The following is an 18,236-nucleotide window of genomic DNA, read 5'->3' as shown; positions in this document are numbered from 1 at the left end:
ATTCTTTTAAATATTATGATTTTTATTAATGTGGGTGTAAATTAAGTGAAAATATTTTAAAGTCACGATATTTTTTATTCACATATCACGTTAAATTTATAATAAATCTGTTTTTTCTACAATTTATTATTAATCTGCTAATCTGAATTTTTATTGTATTTTAATACATTTTCAGCGGTAATTTACTGATGTTAAATTAAATGAAAGACGAATATATTACTTTTTTTATAGTATTGTATTTTTAAATTATAGTATTTCTAAAAATATTTTAAAAATTAAATTTTAATCAGGAATTTTGTCAAATATTAATAGACTTCATGAAAATTTGTATTGCAGAAAAGCCAAGTGTAGCGAAAGATATCGCCAAAGTAATCGGTGCGCATCAAAAAAAAGATGGGTATTTTGAAGGGAATGGCTATCAAGTCACATGGACTTTTGGACATCTTTGCACTTTAAAAGAGCCACATGACTATGCTGCAGAGTGGAAAAGTTGGGATTTGAATTATCTTCCAATGATCCCACCTACTTTTGGAATCAAAGTGATTGAAGATAAAGGGGTAAAGAAACAATTCAAGATTATCGAAAACCTTGTAACTCATCCAGAAGTGGAAGAGGTTATAAATTGTGGCGATGCCGGACAAGAAGGAGAGTTAATCCAGCGCTGGGTTTTGCTAAAAGCAAGAAGCAAAGCTCCTTTAAAACGTTTGTGGATATCGTCCTTAACGGAAGAAGCCATTAAAGAAGGTTTTGCCAACTTGCGTTTAGGGTCACAATACGAAAACCTTTTCGCCGCAGGCCAGGCTCGTGCCATTGGTGATTGGCTGTTAGGAATGAATGCGACTCGTTTATTTACCAAAAAATTTGCACCACCTAAAACAGTCTTATCAATAGGCCGTGTGCAAACTCCAACATTGGCAATGATTGTAAAACGCCAAAAGGAAATCGATGCCTTCCATTCAGAAGAGTATTGGGAATTAAAAACATTATATAAGACAGTAGAATTTACTGCTGACATTCCACGCCTAAAATCAGAGGAAAAAGCCAATAATGGGTTGGCTTTTATTAAGGATCGTCCTTTTGAGATTATTAATTTCGAAGTAAAAGAAGGGAAAGAAAAAAATCCTCGTTTATTCGATTTAACTTCTTTACAAGTAGAGGCCAATAAGAAATATGCTTATTCAGCTGAAAATACATTAAAGTATATCCAAAGTTTATATGAAAAGAAATTTGTGACTTATCCCCGTGTGGATACCACATATTTATCCGAGGATATTTATCCTAAAGTTCCTGGCATTTTACAAAAACTAACCGCATATCAACCGTTGGTTGAACCATTGCTACAACAACCGATACCAAAATCTAAAGCGGTGTTTGATGATACTAAAGTGACGGATCACCATGCGATTATTCCTACAGAGATTTTTCCTCAAGGGTTAAACTTAGATGAAAAACGCATTTATGATTTAGTTGCTCGACGCTTCATAGCTGTTTTTTATCCAGAATGTAAAGTAGCGAATACCAATGTAGAGGGTAAGGTTGAAAACGAAAATAAAGAAGGTAAACTTTCGGCAATACACTTCAAAGCATCAGGAAAACAAATATTGTTTATGGGATGGCGTGAAGTATATGCTAAAGATAAGCAAGACGATAAGAAAGAGGAAGAAGAAAAATTGATGCCGATATTTGAGATTGGAGAAAGTGGACCTCATGATCCTCATATTCATAAAGGAAAAACGACTCCTCCGAAATATTATTCTGAAGCGACCTTATTACGTGCGATGGAAACAGCGGGGAAACAAGTAGATGATGAAGAGATGCGTGAACTCATGAAAGATAATGGGATTGGTCGTCCATCGACACGTGCCAATATTATCGAAACATTGTTTCGTAGAAAATACATCGAAAAGAAGAAACGAAACATTATAGCTACTCAAACGGGAATGGATTTGATTGATACCATTCAAGATGAATTACTGAAATCCCCAGAATTAACAGGAATATGGGAACGTAAATTACGTTTAATCGAACGAGGAGAATATGAATTAGAGACCTTTAAATCTGAATTGATTCAGATGGTTACTGATCTGACAAATACTGTGAAGAACAGTTATTTTCGACCAATTTCGAATCATGTGGTTACGGAGGTAAAACAGAAAACCCCGAAACCCCGCAAAGAGAAAGAAAAAATCGTTATCGAAGATTCAACTTGTCCAAAATGTAAACAACATCAATTGATAAAAGGAAAAGCAGCGTATGGGTGCGCAAATTTTAAAGTTTGTGGCTTCAAAGTTCCTTTTGCAATCGGAGGTAAAAAATTAACTGACAATCAAATTCATCAATTGTTGACGAAACAAAAGACAACAAAGATCAAAGGCTTTATCGATGGAAATACGAGCGAAAAATTTGATGCCAAATTAGTTTTAAACACCCATTACGAAATCGAATTCGAGAAATAAAAGTTATTGGTAAAACTTATTTAAATCATCTAAGTGTTCTTTTATACGATCTTTTAAAAGCTGTGGTTCCAATACTTTTATAAATCGTCCCATCGATAAAATTTCAGAAATAAAATCGGTTGTGATATATACCTTAAGTCCTATATGGACTTTATCACCCGAACGTTTAATAATATGTTGCGAGCTGTGTAGTGGAAGTGTTTCCAAATATGCAGCTTGTTTTTTTGATACTTCTAAAACAACATCGTAAGGCTCTTCGGTATTAGGGGCAATGATTCCAAAACAATGTTGGTATTTTTCTTCATAATCAAATGCAATTTTTTTTCCAATCCGTTCGTTCAGTGTTACCAATTTTGTCATACGGTCCAGTCCAAAATTCTTGATGGTTTCTTGATCTTCTGCAATTAGATACCAACGGTTATTAAATTCTTTAATCGCAATCGGATTCACTTTACGCGTCGTTTCTTCCGATTCACCAAATTTTAAATAATTGAATTCAATTTTATTTTTCTTTTGAATTGCTTGGATAATTTCAGGTAAAAATTCCGCACGTTTGGGTTGGCGTTTCTCTAAATACACTACATTTTCTAAAGAGTTCGTCAATTTAAGTGCAGAGAAACTATTAATTTCTTCAATGGTTTTTAGAAAGAAATCAGATCCATAATCATCTTGTTCGATGTAATATCCTTTATTCGCTCGACTAAAAACAATATCTATTCCTAAGATGGTACGGATTTCTTTGATGTCGCGTTGTAAGGTACGTTTTGAAAAATTAAATTCTAACGTATCATCATATACTTTCATCATTTCGAATTCTTCTTCTAGGAAAGAATTTAAATCTTCAAAAGAACAATATTTCTGTTGAGATAATTTTCGAACAATATTAAAGTAACGTGCAATGTAACCTTGTTTAGACATGATGATTTGGATTTCAACAAATTTATAACTTTTGCACATAAAAAAAAGTAGTAAAAATGGTCATTCTTACTACTTTTAATTGTTGAATTAGTATATGGTGAAGAAAGAATTAATCGATTTCTACATCCTCTGATTTAACTTGAGGTGAGGTTTCTTCAGTTGTTTCTACTTTTACATCTTTAATGTATTGGCTCAATGTTTCTACAATTTCCGTGTTGGATTGTTGATCATTTTTAGTCTCAATACTCACAAACATTGCTGGGGCAAAATTATCTTGGATATATTCGGATTCTGCTTGGAAAACTCCTCCATTTTTAACTAATGCAGTATCAAAAGAGGCAGTTAAGTTTCGCGCTGTTCCTAATGAATGATCAAAATGTTGGTTGTTTTTTGATACTACAGCAGTAACGGTATTATTTCCATCTGTAGTATTCTTAAAATTTACAGTTAGAATAACTTCTGGTTTAATGCTATCTAGAATTTCTTTTTTCTTTGCATCATCTAATCCATCTGCAATTTTTTTCCATTCTACAATTTTAACCGTTTCATCTTGATTTAATTTTTCAATCTGTTGACGAAAAGTTTGTGTGATGTTTTGATTATTCGTCGTTTCAATATTATCTACAATATCAACAATGACTACTTTAGGCGTTTGATCATCTAAGGTTGTAAAGGAGAATGAGACTAATCCTGCGACAGCTAATGCGCTTGACTTAATTAATGTTTTCATTTGTACGTTTTTATAAATTAGTTCTAAGTACTTAAAAACATGAATTGTTCCGAGAATTCCTAAATTATGGTAAAAGATGTTATAATTATCCCAATAAAAAAAGCACATCCGATGGATGTGCTTTTATAGGTATAACATATGATGCTTATACGATAGAATTGAAATATTCTTCAATTTTTTCCTTACCAGCTTCATCAAGACTTCCATGTAAATCATCATAAATGATCTCTAATTCATCTTCTGAATAGCGCTTAAGAAGAGGAGTAGCCGTTTGCAAGAAATTTTCAATTGGTTCCAATGCACGTGAACGTAAGAATTTCTCGTCGGTATTCTTCACTTTCATATACACTTGTTTTAACAATTGAAATTGCTCTTTTGCTAATTCGAACTCCTCAACTGTTATTAATGTGATCATATAATGTAACATTAATTGAACAGAAGGCATATTCTTTTGTGTTCCGTAGTGAGTATATTTATCTAAAGCGACTTCAAAAAGAGCTTTACTGCGTTCAAAATTTTTGTTCAACGCAGCAGCAATTACTGCATTAAAATAATCATCCGAGTTCGTAGAACTTTGTGTTAAATCGTAGAATGCTTCATCCGCATTCGCAAAATCTTGTTTGCTATAATAAGATAGTGCAATTAATTTTTTTGCATCATACAATTGTTTTGGATCTGTACTATCTAATAATCCTTGACAAATTTGTATACACATATCAAATGCTCCTTGACTGAAAACATCACGTGCTGAATTTAAAATAGAATTCGTAGCGTGTTTTTCATATGCTCTTTCATACATCTCACGTCTTGCACGTAAGACATCTTCGTACGTGATATAATCGTAGTTGATATTCATTGATTAATGTGTTATAGTTTATTTTAAAGTTCTAAATTAAGAAAACACAAGGGTAAACACAAGATTATTTTTTGTTTTTCAATAAATCTCGAATCACTGTTTCAGCCGCGTGTAATCCAAATAAACCAGGCATCCATGAATTGGTACCGTAAAATGATTTCTTGAAGTTCGACCCATCTGTTAATTTTACTGAAGATTCATCAGGTACTTCTGTTGAAAATACAGCTTTTACACCTTTTGAAATGCCTTCTTTTCGTAAACGTTTACGAACATTTTTAGCTAATGGACATACATCTGTTTTACTGATGTCTTTTACTTTAACTTTACTCGCTAAGAATTTTCCACCAGCACCCATATTACTAATCACTTTTACCTTTTTGCGTTTAGCTGCGATAATCAAATTAATTTTTGGGGTAACCGAATCGATGCAATCCATCACATAATCAAAATCTTCCGTCACGATCTCGTGTGTACGTTCAGGGGATAAAAATTCGTTGATACGAGTTAATTGTAATTCGGGATTAATATCCATCAAACGATCTCCCACAATATCTACTTTGTTCATGCCAACCGTAGAGTGTAAAGCAGGTAATTGACGATTGATGTTGGTAATATCTACCGTATCTCCATCAACAATGGTCATTTTTCCAACGCCTGCACGAGCTACAAACTCAGCAGCAAATGATCCCACTCCTCCTAATCCTACGATTAGTACATTCGAATTTTTAAGGTTATTTAATCCTTCTTCTTTGAATAATAACTCAGCTCTTTCTTGCCAAATTGCCATATGTGATATTTATTTTTTCTTATAAATTGATAAATACGCGACTGAATTGATTTTGAACAATCGCTTCGATTTCTTCTATCGAACAGTTTTTGAGTTCAGCAGCTTTCGTATAAATTTCTTGGATAGGGATTTGACTATCATCATTTTCCAAGAAAAACTGATTTTCCGAAAGGTTTGCAAATATAGTTTGTAAGTTTGGGTTATGAAGCAAATTTTTTCCAAATGATGGGATACAATAATTATCCAGAATTTGTTGTAATAATTGTACATTCTTATTGAATCCATGAAAAATAAAGGGAACAGTGATGTTTAATTTTTTTCGGATTTCAAAAATTTCTTGATATGCTCGTACGCAATGGATAATAACTGGAATTTGATGTTCTTGTGCAATGCATAATTGTTGCTTAAAAACATTTTTCTGAACTTCAAAATCTACTGAGGTTAATTTATCCAATCCTATTTCACCTATCGCAAGGCATTTATGAGATGATATATGTTGAGTTATCGTGATTAAATCATCTGCAATATGCGATTGATTGATAAATACGGGATGTATACCAATCGAATAATAGCCTTCATGGGGTTGAATGTTCCATGGGTATTGGTTATACACTTCAATCAAATAAGGTTCAGGTGTAGTGGTATGATGGGTGTGGATATTGATTAACATAATTGTATTCCTGTGGTAAAAATAATAAAAAGCCTAATCATTCCATTTTAGGAATAAAATTTGGAGCAAGGATTTTCAATGAATTCTCAACACATCGAACAAGATCCTAAAGCTTTAAAATATTTACCATGGCTTGCCGCAATTGCACTTTTTATGCAGGCTTTAGATGGTACTATTTTGAATACAGCATTACCAACAATTGCTGTAGAATTAAATCAATCCCCACTGAAATTACAGTCTATTATTGTTTCTTATACATTAACTGTAGCTCTTTTAATTCCGTTAAGCGGTTGGCTATCGGATAAATATGGTACAAAGCGTATTTTTCAATTAGCGGTCGTATTATTTACGATTGGCTCGATTTGTTGTGCGATTTCGCCTAATTTATTCACATTAATCTTATCACGAATTTTACAAGCTGTGGGTGGATCCATGATGGTTCCCGTGGCTCGCTTAGCCATTTTATATGCTTATCCTAAAGAACAATTATTGAAAGTCATCAATTTTATTACAATACCTGGAATGATTGGACCTTTATTAGGGCCAAGTTTGGGGGGAGTTTTAGTAGAAGCGCTTTCATGGCATTGGATATTTTTAGTGAATATTCCATTTGGATTATTTTTAATCTGGATGTCTCGATTTGGAATTCCTGATTTTAAGAAACCTGTTTTTAAATTTGATAAAACCGGACTTTTATTATTTGGAGGTGGAGTAACTTTCTTAACCCTATTTCTAGAGCTTGTATCTACCAATATCGTCACAACAGAATTATTGATTGGAATTGCAGTAATCACTTTTGTATTGCTTATCGGTTATGTAGTCTATGCCAAAAAGAAAGCTCATCCCTTAATTAATTTGAACCTATTTTCTATTCGTACATTACGCATAGGTATTATAGGAAATTTAATTACCCGATTAGGGATTGGAGGAATGCCGTTTTTAATTCCATTATTGCTTCAAGTTGGTTATGGGTATACTGCTACCGTTGCGGGATTAATGATGATACCTGCAGCTTTGAGTAATTTAATAGCAAAATCATTAGTTGTACCCATTGTAAATAAATTAGGCTATCGAAATATGTTAATATCTAATACATTTCTACTTGGATTTCTCATCTGTTTATTCTTTTTTGTGAATTCCGAATCACCTATCGAATTTCTTTTGCCTCTATTATTTATACATGGTGGTATAAGTTCGATTCAGTTTACAGCGATGAACACGTTGTCATTGGCCGATTTGGATTATACCAATTCCAGTGATGGGAATAGCATATTAACCATTACGCAACAACTTTCACAAACTTTCGGAATCTCGGTAGCCTCTTTGGTTTTAGGAATGTTTAAACAATGGGAAAGTCTAACCAATGGTGTGGATGTGCAAGCGTTTCGTTATTCCTTTCTATTCTTAGGTATAATTACCATTTTATCCACTTTCATATTCATACAATTGCGATCTTCAGATGGTCTAGCTATGTCAGGGCATAAAGATTAAAAAAGTCAACCACTAGGGTTGACTTTCTATTTAATTATAGTAATGGTGTCTTAATTCGCCTTTTAGATTGGCTTCGTATTGTGCTCTAAAATCTTCACGCGATAAATTTTGACCTAATAAATAAATGGCTTTTGTAATGGCTCCTTCCATTGTTAAATCATAACTTGAAATTGCTCCCATTTCTAACAAAGCATCACTTGTTGCATATCGTCCAATTTCAACCATTCCTCCTGAACATTGTGTATTAATGATAAGATGAATGCCTTGATCCACTTTTTCTTTTAAAAGATCAATAAACCATTGGTCCGTAAAAATATTTCCTGTCCCAAAAGCTTCGATAATAAATGCTTTCATGCAAGGCGCATTTAAAACACTTTCGATAAAGCATCGGTTCATTCCTGGGAAAATTTTTAACACACCAACATCAGCATTAAGATTCTTGTTGATGCTTAGGGGTCCTGTAATTTCTTTTTTTAGTAATAAGTTTTCTTTTACTTCCAAATGCACACCAGATACTCCAATTATAGGATAGTTTGGAGACTCGAAAGCATCAAAGTTCTCTGCATTAATTTTCGTGGCACGATTAGCACGGAATAATTTATATTCAAAATAGATGCAAACTTCTTGAATAATCGGTTGATTATTTTTACGCAATGCAGCTAATTGAATGGATGTAATTAAATTTTCTTTTGCGTCAGTACGCAAATCGCCAATTGGCAATTGAGAACCTGTAAAAATCACTGGTTTTTCTAAATTGTCAATCATAAAGCTTAAGGCTGATGCCGTATAAGCCATGGTATCAGTTCCGTGTAAAACCACAAATCCGTCATAGGTTTCGTAGTTTTTTTCAATCACTTGTGCAATTTCAATCCAATATTCAGGCTTCATATCAGAGGAGTCAATAGGTGTATCAAAACTATGATACTCAATCGTACAATCAATTAATGATAACTCTGGAATTTGTTTGATTAGATTATCAAAATTAAAGGGTTTTAAAGATTGATCGCCGTAATCTTTTGCCATCCCAATGGTCCCACCTGTATAGACTAAAAGAATCTTTGTTTGCATTTTTAATTAAAATATGGCTTAAATGTAAATATTAAAAAAAAGATGTACAAGAAGATTAACATTGTACGAATTTTATTAACTTGTTTTCGAAAGAAGAATTAAAGAAAATGAAAAGAATATTAGCTTTCGCGGTAACGACATTATGGTTTAGTTTCGGATGGGGACAAGACAACGAAGGATTATTTGCAGTTGAATATGAAATGAATGGAAAGCAAATTAATTCATTTGCTTATTCGGTAGAAAATTGTACGCAAACCCTTGCTCATTCGACATGGCAAAATTGGGTGGAAAATAAAGGAGGTTCTTCATCGATTTTGAAAAAATATGAGGCCAATAATTTACAGTTTAAAAATTCAGATGACCGCTATAAAGTTATCTTAAGTATTGTCGAAGATTCACCTACGAAGCTTACTTTAATTAATACATTAATTGATCAAAATGGAATGTACTTTTCGGAAAGTAATCCCGATTTTAATGAGATTCATGAAAAACTACGTGATTTAGCATTCAATACAAAAAAAGCATGTCTACGTAATAATCTGAAAGTAGCGAATGAATCCATGATTTCATTGAGTAGGGAAAATGTAAGCTTACAAACCAAAAAAGGGACAGAGATTAAATCGTACCTTAAATCAAATAATGCTTTACTAAAATTGGAAAACCGAAGAACAGTATTGGGTGAAAAATTAGATTTATTAGAAAATCAATTGGAACGTGCTTCTGACGATAAAAAAATTGATGCGTTAATGAAGAAAAAAAATAAAACGTTATCCACATTTAAATCAGTAGAAGGAAACATAAATACTTTAACCAGTAAAGTGACTATCGCAGAAGAGAACAGTAAAGTATTAGATGATCAAATTGATCATGTAACTTCTCAATTACAAGCGCAACGAAATATGATTGATCAATTAAAATTGAAATTTAATCAAATTCAACGATAAGAAATTGATTTAATTTGCTATATTTAATGAAGTTAAAAACCAATTACTAATAAAAAAGTCTATTTATGGGATTATTTTCTTTCATTAAAAATGCAGGATCAAAAATCTTTGGTGGCTCTGAAACACCGGAAGAAAAAGCACAAAAAGTAAAAGAACACGTAGCGAAATTTAATTTCGATTTATCAGGAGTAACTTTTACATCTAATGGAGATACAATTGTAGTATCAGGTCAAGCCTTAAATATTGATGAGAAACAAAAAATTTTAGCAACTGCAGGGAATGTGGATGGAGTAGAAGGTGTAGAAGATCAATTAACGTTGAAAACACCATTGAAAATTGAATTACCTGACTTATCAAAAACAATGTATACGGTAAAGAGTGGAGACTCATTATCAAAGATTGCTAAAGAGGTTTATGGAGACCCAATGAAGTATCCCGTTATATTTGAAGCGAATAAACCAATGTTAACTAATCCAGATAAAATTTACCCTGGACAGGTATTGTATATTCCTCAAGGATAATTTGAAAAATAAATTTTCAATCCAATAAAAAAGCTTTCCAAATTATTGTGTTTGGAAAGCTTTTTGTTATATATTTACTTAGTTATAACAAATGAATAACACCCTATGAAGTAACTTTTACTTTGGATTTTTTACGATAGAATTAACTTGTTTAATGTATGTACATTAAGCAAGTTTTTATGGTAAGAATGTTATAAATTCGTATTAATGAAATATTAGAATATTTATGAAAGTTTCAATTTTCCCATTAGTGTTAATCGCTGGAACAACGATGTTTAGTTGTGTGAGTCAAAAAAAATATGATGAGTTATCAAGCCGTTTTAACTCTGTATATTCAGAAAATCAAGGGTGTCAAACTGAATTAGCAGTAGCAAAATCTAAATTAGCAAGCTTTGAAAATTCGTACTCTCAGTCTGAAAACACTGTAAATAAAGAACGTGATCAAGTTCGTGAATTACAAAAATTATTAAATAACTGTATCGAAGGAGGAAACAAAAACGTTGCAGAGTTAGTAAAAGAAATTAACGAATCGAACAAGTATATCAAACACTTAGTAAACACGAAAAACAAATCGGATAGTTTGAATATGGTTTTAACGAACAATTTAACACGTTCGTTATCAAAATCTGAAGCAAACGATGTAGATGTACAAGTGTTAAAAGGTGTGGTTTATATCTCTTTATCAGATAACATGTTATACAAATCAGGATCTTACGAAATTTCTCCAGCAGCTGGTGAAACATTAAGAAAGATCGCTAAGATTATTAATGACTACAAAGATTACGATGTATTAATTGAAGGGAACACAGATAATGTGCCAATCAGTAAAACAAACATCCGTAACAACTGGGATTTATCAGCGTTACGTGCATCTTCAGTGGTACAAGCATTACAAAACCAATTTGGTGTTGATGGAAAACGTATGACAGCAGGTGGTCGTGGAGAATACAATCCTTTAACTTCTAATGCATCTGAAGAAGGACGTTCTAAAAACCGTCGTACACAAATCATCATTTTACCAAAATTAGATCAATTCATGGAATTAATCGGTCAAGCACCAAAAGATTAATCAATTGATGAAATTTTGAATTAAAATCGAGATTATAACTAAAAAAAGCCACTGTAAAGTGGCTTTTTTTGTACCTTTTACCAAGATTATTAAACTTAAACATATTTAACATTTAATCAATGGAACTTTATTACTCATTTTCCGTGTTAATTGTGCTTGCATCAATTTTCGCTTATGTCAATCTGCGTTTTTTAAAACTACCCGCAACCATCGGAATCATGATTATAGCCATGCTCGTATCCGTAGCAATACGATTAGTAGGGGATCAATTTTTTCCGAATGCGACAAAAGAATTGTATGAATTATTTACCGATTTAGATTTTAATGAAATCTTAATGGGCGCCATGCTTAATTTCTTATTATTTGCTGGTGCACTTCATGTCAATATTGGTGACCTAAAAAATCAGAAATGGGCAATTATGACTTATGCAACCATTAGTGTGGTATTGTCTGCTTTTATTGTCTCTGGCATTTTGTTTTATGTCGCTCCTTTGTTTGGAATTCATATTCCTTATGTTTACTGTTTATTATTTGGTACTTTAATTTCGCCAACTGATCCTATTGTGGTTTTAGGAATTCTGAAACAAGCAAAAGTCCCAAAATCAATTGAAACGAAAATTACAGGTGAATCATTATTCAACGATGGGGTTGCCGTTGTGATGTTTGCGGTAGTTCTTCAAATTGCTACAAATCCAACCTTTGAAGTATCCTTTAGTTCAGTTTCAAAATTATTTGTGATTGAAGCCGTTGGTGGAATTGCATTAGGAGCATTCTTAGGATTGACAGCTTCTAATTTAATGAAGAAGATCGATGATTATAAGGTTTCTGTATTAATTACCTTATCAATTGTGATGGGAGGTTTTTTAATTGCTAAAGAATTACATGTATCCTCGCCTTTAGCTATGGTAATTGCAGGTTTAATCATTGGGAATTATGGTAAAAATGTAGCCATGTCAAAAGAAACCCAAGATTATTTAGGGAAATTTTGGGAATTAATCGATGAAATTATGAATGCGATTTTATTTTTATTCATCGGATTCGAATTGTTATTAATCGAAGATTTATTGGATCAGATTTTATTAGGTGTTGCATCTATTTTTATTGTATTATTCTCTCGTTTCTTATCCATTTTAATTCCTTTTAAAACGTTATTACGAAGAAATCCATATTCTAAAGGTTCATTACCTGTAATGGTTTGGGGAGGAATCCGAGGTGGTGTTTCAATAGCCTTAGTCATGTCTTTACCAAATGGTGAATGGAAAGAATTATTATTGGAGATCACATATATCGTGGTCCTATTCTCGATTGCAGTACAAGGTTTAACAGTTGGAACTGTTGCTAAGCGCTTCTTACAAGAAGATGATGATCATCACGAACAGCAACATGCACATTAATCATTCAAATGATATAAAAAAAGGCGAACCAAATGGTTCGCCTTTTTTGTGGGATATTCTTCTCTTGAATTAATTGACAAATTTTAATAAAAGCATATTGCCTTTGTAAAAGTATAATTCGTTTCCTTTGATTTCGTAACGATTGACATCATCCAATACGCCAAGAAATGCTGCTTCTGATTTTGCCTCAGGACATAACATTTTTGTACTTCCCACAGGAGCGAAAGAAATTGAATTTCCATCAGCTGCTGCTTCAGAATAGTATTGATTGCAACCTGCAAATCCACTTACTTTAAAATCATTAGGATCGATTTTAAGGGAAACATTTTCTCCATTAAAACCTTTAACGATACTGTTTTCATCATCTACTAATTTCCATTCAGAACCATATAAAGATGATTTCTTATGATTTAAAATTGATGTTGCACTTCCTGAAGTAGAACATGCTGTAAATAATAAACAAGATAAAGTGAAAACAGATACTACTTTTACTAATTTCATAAGCTTTTATATTATCTCAATTCAGCGTTGAATTGGGTTTGGTAAACTTTGATTAATTTATTCATTACTCCATCAATTTCTTGATCGCTTAATGTTTTATTTTCATCCTGAATCATAAAGCTTAATGCATATGATTTTTTACCTGCAGGTAATTTATCTCCTTCGTAAACGTCGAATAAATTAATATCTTTTAATAAGTTCGTTTTAACTGAACGAGCTGCAAGATATAATTCTTCATATTTAACTGTATTATCCAATAATAATGCTAAGTCACGACGAGAAGATGGGAATTTAGATATTTCTTTGTACGTTAATTTTTGCTCGTTTGCTAATGTTAAAATCGCATCCCAGTTTAATTGTGCAAAGTAAACTTCTTGAGAAACTCCAATTTTCTTCGCTAACTTTTTGTTGATAATTCCAATTGTACCTAAAGCCACTTCATTGTGGAAAATTTCGATACCATCGGTGTAATTATCATTGTTAGCAGCTTTTTCTGCTGTAATTTCAATTTTAAGACGAACAAAAATTTGTTGAACTAATCCTTTTAAATCAGCAAAAGAAGCCTTACGTAAATTTCCTGTCCAAGATTCCGATGTATAGTTTCCTGATAAAACAATTCCTAAACAACGTTGCTCTTCGTAAGCAGAATTTAATTTACGGTAAATTTTTCCAAATTCAAATAACTTAACATTTGTATTACGACGGTTCACATTAAACGCAACATTTTCCAATAATCCGTTTAATAATGTACGACGCATTACCGCTAAATCAGCAGAAAGAGGGTTTAACATTTCTACGCTTTCTCCTTCTGGATAGAAAAATACATTTTCGTATTCTTTTTTCGTTAAAGAGTTGTTCATTGCTTCATTGAAACCTGCAGCTGTTAATTGTCGTGCAACAAAATCTTCTGTTTTTTCAGGATCTATAGAAGTGGTAGGAACGTAAGAGAATGAGAATTTAGATGGAATCTCGATATTATCGTATCCATAAATTCTTAAAATATCTTCGATGATATCCACTTCACGTTGTACATCTACACGGTAAGAAGGAACTTCGATAGCTAATGTTCCGTTATTTTCGTTTAAGATGTTAATATCTAAAGCAGCTAAAATCGTTTTAATCGTTGCTTCTGGAATTTCAACTCCTAATAATTCTTTTACTTTCGCTAAACGTAAATCGAATGTAAAGTTTTCGATTGGCGTTGGATAGATATCAGTAATATTAGAAGCAATTTCAGCATCTGCTAATTCAACTAATAACATCACAGCTTTTTTCAAGGCATCCACCGTAATTGTAGGATCAATTCCACGTTCGAAACGGAAAGAAGCATCTGTATTTAATCCGTGAGCTTTTGCACCTTTACGAATTGTTACAGGCTCGAAGTAAGCCGATTCTAAGAAAATATTTTTAGTTTCTGTAGTAATTCCAGAATCTTGACCTCCAAAAACACCAGCCATACACATTGGCGCATTTTCGTTACAAATCATTAATTCGTGTCCTTTTAACGTACGTTCAACGCCGTCTAAAGTTGTGAATTTTGTTCCTTCTGCTAATTTCTTAACGATGACTTTATTTCCTTCGATTTTATCGGTATCAAAAGCATGTAAAGGTTGTCCTAAATCGTGTAAAATATAGTTTGTAATATCGACTACGTTGTTAATTGGCGATAAACCAATCGTACGTAATTTATTTTTTAACCAATCCGGAGAATCTTTAACCGTAACATTTTTTAAGTAAACACCAGCATAACGAGGAGCAGCTTCTGTATCTGCTACTTCGATAGCGATTGGGTTTGCTCCGAAATCCGTCGTTGGATAAGAATCTACATTGTAAGAAGTAAAAGTTCCGTTAATTTCACGTGCTTTGAAAGCCGCATATAAATCACGAGCAACTCCAAAATGAGACATAGCGTCTGCACGGTTTGGCGTTAATCCGATTTCGATTAAGTGATCTTCTTCTTCAACAAAAATGGTTGATAATGGAGTTCCTGCCACTAAAGCATCATCCATTACTAAAATTCCTGAATGATCTTCACCGATACCTAACTCTACTTCAGAGCAGATCATACCAAAAGATTCTTCACCGCGGATTTTAGATTTTTTAATTTTAAAATCACCTGGAAAAACTGTACCAATTGTAGCGACCGGAACAGTTTGTCCCGCTGCAACATTTGGTGCACCACAAACAATTTGCGTTGCTTGTCCGTCCCCTAAGTCGATTTTAGTTACTTTTAATTTATCAGCATTTGGATGAGGTTGAGTTTCTAATACTTTACCAACAACAACCGTGTCTAAATATTCTTTAGCTCCACCTACTTTTTCTACACCTTCAACTTCAAGTCCGATATTTGTTAATACCGCTGAAATTTCATCCAAAGAAACTTCAGTATCGATGTAGGTTTTAAGCCAATTATATGAGATCTTCATTATTTGAAAAATAAATTTTTATCTGTTTGATTATGCGTTTAACATTACGGGCATAACTAACATTAAGATTTCTTCACCTTCTTCTAAACCATCTACTGGTTTGATGATTCCGGCACGATTTGGTTCAGACATTTCTAATGTAATTTCATCCGATTGTAAGTTGTTTAACATCTCGATTAAGAAACGAGAGTTAAAACCAATTTGTAAGTCTGTTCCGTTGTAATCGCAAGGTAAACGTTCTTCGGCTTTGTTAGCGAAGTCTACGTCTTCTGCAGAAATTGTTAATGAGTTACCAACTAATTTTAAACGTACTTGATTTGTTGTTTTGTTAGAGAAAATTGCCACACGTTTTAACGATGTTAAGAATAAGTTTCTGTTGATTGTTAAGACGTTTGGATTCTCTTTAGGAATTACCGCTTCGTAATTTGGATATTTACCATCGATTAAACGACATGTTAAAACGATGTTTTGAAAAGAAAAACGAGTATTTGTTTTGTTATACTCAATTGTTACATCATCATTATTTCCTCCTAAAATGTTCTTTAATAAATTCAAAGGTTTCTTCGGCATAATGTATTCTGAAGATCCAGCGTTTTCTAGCCCTGTACGTGTGTATTTAACTAAACGATGTGCATCAGTTGCAACAAAACGGAAAATATCTTGATCGGCTTGGAAAAATACACCTGTCATAATTGGGCGTAATTCGTCGTTTCCAGTCGCAAAAATTGTTTTTAAGATCGCTTCAGATAAAATGCTTGCACTTACTGTAGTGTTGCTTGCATCTTCAATATCTGGAGTCTGTGGATATTCGTTCGCATCTTCAAATGCTAATTGGTAATTTCCTTGTTCAGAAACAATCTCTAATGTATTTCCTTCTTTTTGGATAAACGTTAAAGGCTGAGCAGGGAAAGTTTTTAACGTATCAGTTAAGATCTTAGATGGAATGGCAATTTTACCACTGTCGTTCGATTCAACTTCAAGAGTTGTAGAAATTGTAGTTTCTAAATCCGAACCGGTAATTGTTAATTGGTTTCCGTCTAATTCAAATAAAAAATTATCAAGAATTGGTAACGTGTTATTTGAATTGATCACACCACCGATTAAGTTAACATTTTTTAATAGCGTGTTGCTTGATACAATAAATTTCATATGAGAAGAATATTTTTCCTAAATAGATCTAACAAATGTAAGAAATATCACACGAATAAAATGGCTTGCTATACATTATTTATATAACGATTTATTAACATAATGAAATTCAAATTGTTAAATAAATGTGTTTTTCAATGAAAATTCATTCAAAATTGAGGAGATTTTTTAAAAATCCTACCCTAAATTTGTTATGCAAATAGAAATTTTAACATGCCTTTTGGTGGTTAGTATCAATATATCATTTAACTTCATTGGAAATCGAAATTAAGAATCAAATCCTATGAAAATTGAGTTAAAAATGAATGGAAATAATGGAGTGTTTGAATTGATGGATGATCAGAATTTTGCGGTTGGTGAATTGACTTTTCTTCAACGTGATCAAGAAATGATTATCAATCATACAGGCGTTAATCCGAGCTTGAGAGGGCAAGGACTAGCGGAAAAATTGGTGTTAAAAGCGGTGGAATATGCCCGCGAACATCAACTAAAAATAAGACCTTTCTGTTCGTATGTTAGTGTGTATATTGGTCGTCACCCTGAGGTGCAAGATATAGTCTAAAATTATATGAATTTAGAAAAAGTATTTGAGCACAATAAATCGTGGATTGATAAGCGATTGGCTCAGAATCCGGCGTATTTTGATCAATTATCTGCTGGTCAAAATCCAGAAGTTTTATACATTGGATGTTCGGATAGCCGTGTAACAGCTGAAGAATTATTAGGTGCAGAACCAGGAGAGGTTTTTGTTCATCGAAACATTGCCAATATGGTCATCAGTTTAGATTTAAACACCACATCAGTTTTGGATTATGCCGTAGAGCATCTTAAAGTGAAACATATTGTCGTATGTGGACATTACAATTGTGGAGGGATTAAATCAGCGATGATACCTAAAGATTTAGGAATTATGAATCCTTGGTTGCGTAATATTCGTGATGTATACCGTTTGCACGCCGACGAATTAAATGCCATCGAAAATGAAGGCATGCGCTACAATCGTTTAGTCGAATTAAATGTGCAAGAACAATGTGTCAATGTGGTTAAAAACCCGTTCGTTCAACGTGCAATGTTAAATGAAGGGTTAGTCGTCCATGGATGGGTTTTTGATTTATTTACAGGAAAATTAATCGATCTCAATTTAGATTTTGATAAAATCTTAAAAAATATCAAAGAAATCTACGACATTACAGAATAAAGATTTGATTAGAAACATAAACATTTGGTTTAAAATTTGTTGTGTGTTTTGCACCAAG

The 18,236-nt window shown here is 32.7% G+C and carries 17 protein-coding genes; 8 read left to right on the top strand and 9 right to left on the bottom strand.

Annotated elements, in window-relative coordinates; genetic code table 11:
- Window positions 1-317 precede the first annotated feature (317 nt).
- The gene (locus AC1QSP_RS07190; RefSeq protein WP_484078148.1) at window positions 318-2,456 is read left to right on the top strand and encodes a type IA DNA topoisomerase; all 2,139 of its coding nucleotides are present in this window, start codon (window positions 318-320) and stop codon (window positions 2,454-2,456) included.
- A gap of 3 nt (window positions 2,457-2,459) precedes the next feature.
- On the opposite strand, the gene AC1QSP_RS07185 is transcribed toward AC1QSP_RS07190, so the two are convergent.
- The 5 genes from AC1QSP_RS07185 to AC1QSP_RS07165 form a co-directional block, all read right to left on the bottom strand.
- Complete coding sequence (locus tag AC1QSP_RS07185) at window positions 2,460-3,413, bottom strand: helix-turn-helix transcriptional regulator (protein ID WP_322971963.1); 954 nt, start codon at window positions 3,411-3,413, stop codon at window positions 2,460-2,462.
- A gap of 70 nt (window positions 3,414-3,483) precedes the next feature.
- Window positions 3,484-4,104 carry a hypothetical protein gene (locus AC1QSP_RS07180; RefSeq protein WP_484078147.1) on the bottom strand — a complete coding sequence of 207 codons (621 nt, stop codon included), beginning with the start codon at window positions 4,102-4,104 and terminating at the stop codon, window positions 3,484-3,486.
- 145 nt (window positions 4,105-4,249) lie between these two features.
- Window positions 4,250-4,960: a hypothetical protein gene (locus tag AC1QSP_RS07175; RefSeq protein ID WP_484078146.1), complete on the bottom strand. Its 711-nt coding sequence runs from the start codon at window positions 4,958-4,960 to the stop codon at window positions 4,250-4,252.
- A 64-nt stretch (window positions 4,961-5,024) separates the two neighbouring features.
- Window positions 5,025-5,747, bottom strand: a complete 723-nt coding sequence (locus tag AC1QSP_RS07170; RefSeq protein WP_484078145.1) for a tRNA threonylcarbamoyladenosine dehydratase — start codon at window positions 5,745-5,747, stop codon at window positions 5,025-5,027.
- A 19-nt stretch (window positions 5,748-5,766) separates the two neighbouring features.
- On the bottom strand, window positions 5,767-6,417 hold the full coding sequence (locus tag AC1QSP_RS07165) for a TatD family hydrolase (protein ID WP_484078144.1): 651 nt from the start codon (window positions 6,415-6,417) through the stop codon (window positions 5,767-5,769).
- 78 nt (window positions 6,418-6,495) lie between these two features.
- Between AC1QSP_RS07165 and AC1QSP_RS07160 the strand changes: the two genes are divergently transcribed.
- Complete coding sequence (locus AC1QSP_RS07160; RefSeq protein ID WP_484078143.1) at window positions 6,496-7,908, top strand: DHA2 family efflux MFS transporter permease subunit; 1,413 nt, start codon at window positions 6,496-6,498, stop codon at window positions 7,906-7,908.
- 30 nt (window positions 7,909-7,938) lie between these two features.
- On the opposite strand, the gene AC1QSP_RS07155 is transcribed toward AC1QSP_RS07160, so the two are convergent.
- The gene (locus AC1QSP_RS07155; RefSeq protein WP_484078142.1) at window positions 7,939-8,976 is read right to left on the bottom strand and encodes an asparaginase; all 1,038 of its coding nucleotides are present in this window, start codon (window positions 8,974-8,976) and stop codon (window positions 7,939-7,941) included.
- Between the two features lie 107 nt (window positions 8,977-9,083).
- Here AC1QSP_RS07155 and AC1QSP_RS07150 point away from each other — a divergent pair, with 107 nt between their 5' ends.
- The 4 genes from AC1QSP_RS07150 to AC1QSP_RS07135 all read left to right on the top strand — a co-directional run bounded on the left by AC1QSP_RS07150 (window position 9,084) and on the right by AC1QSP_RS07135 (window position 12,904).
- The gene (locus tag AC1QSP_RS07150; RefSeq protein ID WP_484078141.1) at window positions 9,084-9,920 is read left to right on the top strand and encodes a hypothetical protein; all 837 of its coding nucleotides are present in this window, start codon (window positions 9,084-9,086) and stop codon (window positions 9,918-9,920) included.
- A 65-nt stretch (window positions 9,921-9,985) separates the two neighbouring features.
- A complete protein-coding gene (gene lysM, locus AC1QSP_RS07145) occupies window positions 9,986-10,441 on the top strand; it encodes a peptidoglycan-binding protein LysM (RefSeq protein ID WP_484078140.1) in 456 nt (151 codons plus the stop codon).
- A 226-nt stretch (window positions 10,442-10,667) separates the two neighbouring features.
- Complete coding sequence (locus tag AC1QSP_RS07140) at window positions 10,668-11,510, top strand: OmpA/MotB family protein (RefSeq protein ID WP_322971973.1); 843 nt, start codon at window positions 10,668-10,670, stop codon at window positions 11,508-11,510.
- A 119-nt stretch (window positions 11,511-11,629) separates the two neighbouring features.
- Window positions 11,630-12,904 carry a cation:proton antiporter gene (locus tag AC1QSP_RS07135; RefSeq protein ID WP_484078139.1) on the top strand — a complete coding sequence of 425 codons (1,275 nt, stop codon included), beginning with the start codon at window positions 11,630-11,632 and terminating at the stop codon, window positions 12,902-12,904.
- A 69-nt stretch (window positions 12,905-12,973) separates the two neighbouring features.
- On the opposite strand, the gene AC1QSP_RS07130 is transcribed toward AC1QSP_RS07135, so the two are convergent.
- The 3 genes from AC1QSP_RS07130 to dnaN are packed head-to-tail and all read right to left on the bottom strand — an operon-like array spanning window position 12,974 to window position 16,980.
- Complete coding sequence (locus AC1QSP_RS07130) at window positions 12,974-13,405, bottom strand: META domain-containing protein (RefSeq protein WP_484078138.1); 432 nt, start codon at window positions 13,403-13,405, stop codon at window positions 12,974-12,976.
- A gap of 11 nt (window positions 13,406-13,416) precedes the next feature.
- On the bottom strand, window positions 13,417-15,831 hold the full coding sequence (gene pheT, locus AC1QSP_RS07125; RefSeq protein ID WP_484078137.1) for a phenylalanine--tRNA ligase subunit beta: 2,415 nt from the start codon (window positions 15,829-15,831) through the stop codon (window positions 13,417-13,419).
- A 30-nt stretch (window positions 15,832-15,861) separates the two neighbouring features.
- Window positions 15,862-16,980, bottom strand: coding sequence for a DNA polymerase III subunit beta (gene dnaN, locus AC1QSP_RS07120; RefSeq protein ID WP_484078136.1), 1,119 nt, complete (start codon window positions 16,978-16,980; stop codon window positions 15,862-15,864).
- A gap of 283 nt (window positions 16,981-17,263) precedes the next feature.
- Here dnaN and AC1QSP_RS07115 point away from each other — a divergent pair, with 283 nt between their 5' ends.
- The gene (locus AC1QSP_RS07115; RefSeq protein WP_484078135.1) at window positions 17,264-17,542 is read left to right on the top strand and encodes a GNAT family N-acetyltransferase; all 279 of its coding nucleotides are present in this window, start codon (window positions 17,264-17,266) and stop codon (window positions 17,540-17,542) included.
- A 6-nt stretch (window positions 17,543-17,548) separates the two neighbouring features.
- Window positions 17,549-18,178 (top strand): carbonic anhydrase, encoded by a 630-nt coding sequence (locus tag AC1QSP_RS07110; RefSeq protein ID WP_484078134.1) that lies wholly within the window; start codon window positions 17,549-17,551, stop codon window positions 18,176-18,178.
- Window positions 18,179-18,236 lie beyond the last annotated feature (58 nt).

This window comes from Faecalibacter sp., from assembly GCF_057177045.1.
Note: the sequence above shows the minus strand (reverse complement) of the source record. Positions and strands in the feature narration are given on the sequence as shown.